Source organism: Micrococcus sp. HSID17227 (genome assembly GCF_003989405.1).
Taxonomy (GTDB): Bacteria; Actinomycetota; Actinomycetes; order Actinomycetales; family Micrococcaceae; genus Micrococcus; species Micrococcus luteus.
Genome location: NZ_RBLN01000561.1, coordinates 1 through 552, shown reverse-complemented (window position 1 = coordinate 552; position 552 = coordinate 1). Strand labels below are relative to the sequence as shown.

Sequence of the window (552 nt, the reverse complement as noted above, 5' to 3'; positions counted from 1 at the left end):
GGCCACGGGCGCCTCGTCGGCCGCGTCCACCGCGGACGGCCAGGCCGCCGGCCTCACGATCACCGACCCCTGGACGAAGGCCACCGAGGAGGGCATGACCGGCTCCTTCGGCATGCTCGAGAACTCCTCGGACCAGGACCTGCACATCGTCGGCGTCCGCTCGGAGCTGGGCGAGACGGTCGAGCTCCACGAGATGGTCTCCGGCGAGGACGGCCAGATGGTGATGCAGGAGAGCCCCGACGGCTTCACCGTGCCCGCGGGCGGGAGCCTCGAGCTCGCCCCGGGCGGCAACCACGTGATGTTCATGGGCCTGACCGACCCGATCGAGCCGGGTGAGGACGTGACCTACGACCTCGAGCTGGAGGACGGCTCCACCCTCGAGGTCACCTCCGTGGTCCGGCCCTTCACCGGCGCCAACGAGTCGTACCACGGCGGCCAGTCCCACGAATCGGAGGACCATGCCGACCACTGACCCCGCCGTCCGGCCGGACGACCACCACGGGTCGGGCGGGCGCGAGGGCGCCCGCCCGGCCCCGGGGGGCCCCTCCCGCC

The 552-nt window shown here is 73.4% G+C and carries 1 protein-coding gene; it reads left to right on the top strand.

Translation table 11 applies throughout. The features are described 5' to 3' along the window. Window positions 1–472: copper chaperone PCu(A)C (locus D8M29_RS13305; RefSeq protein ID WP_148111652.1), on the top strand; the 472-nt coding region annotated here is incomplete at its 5' end. Window positions 473–552 lie beyond the last annotated feature (80 nt).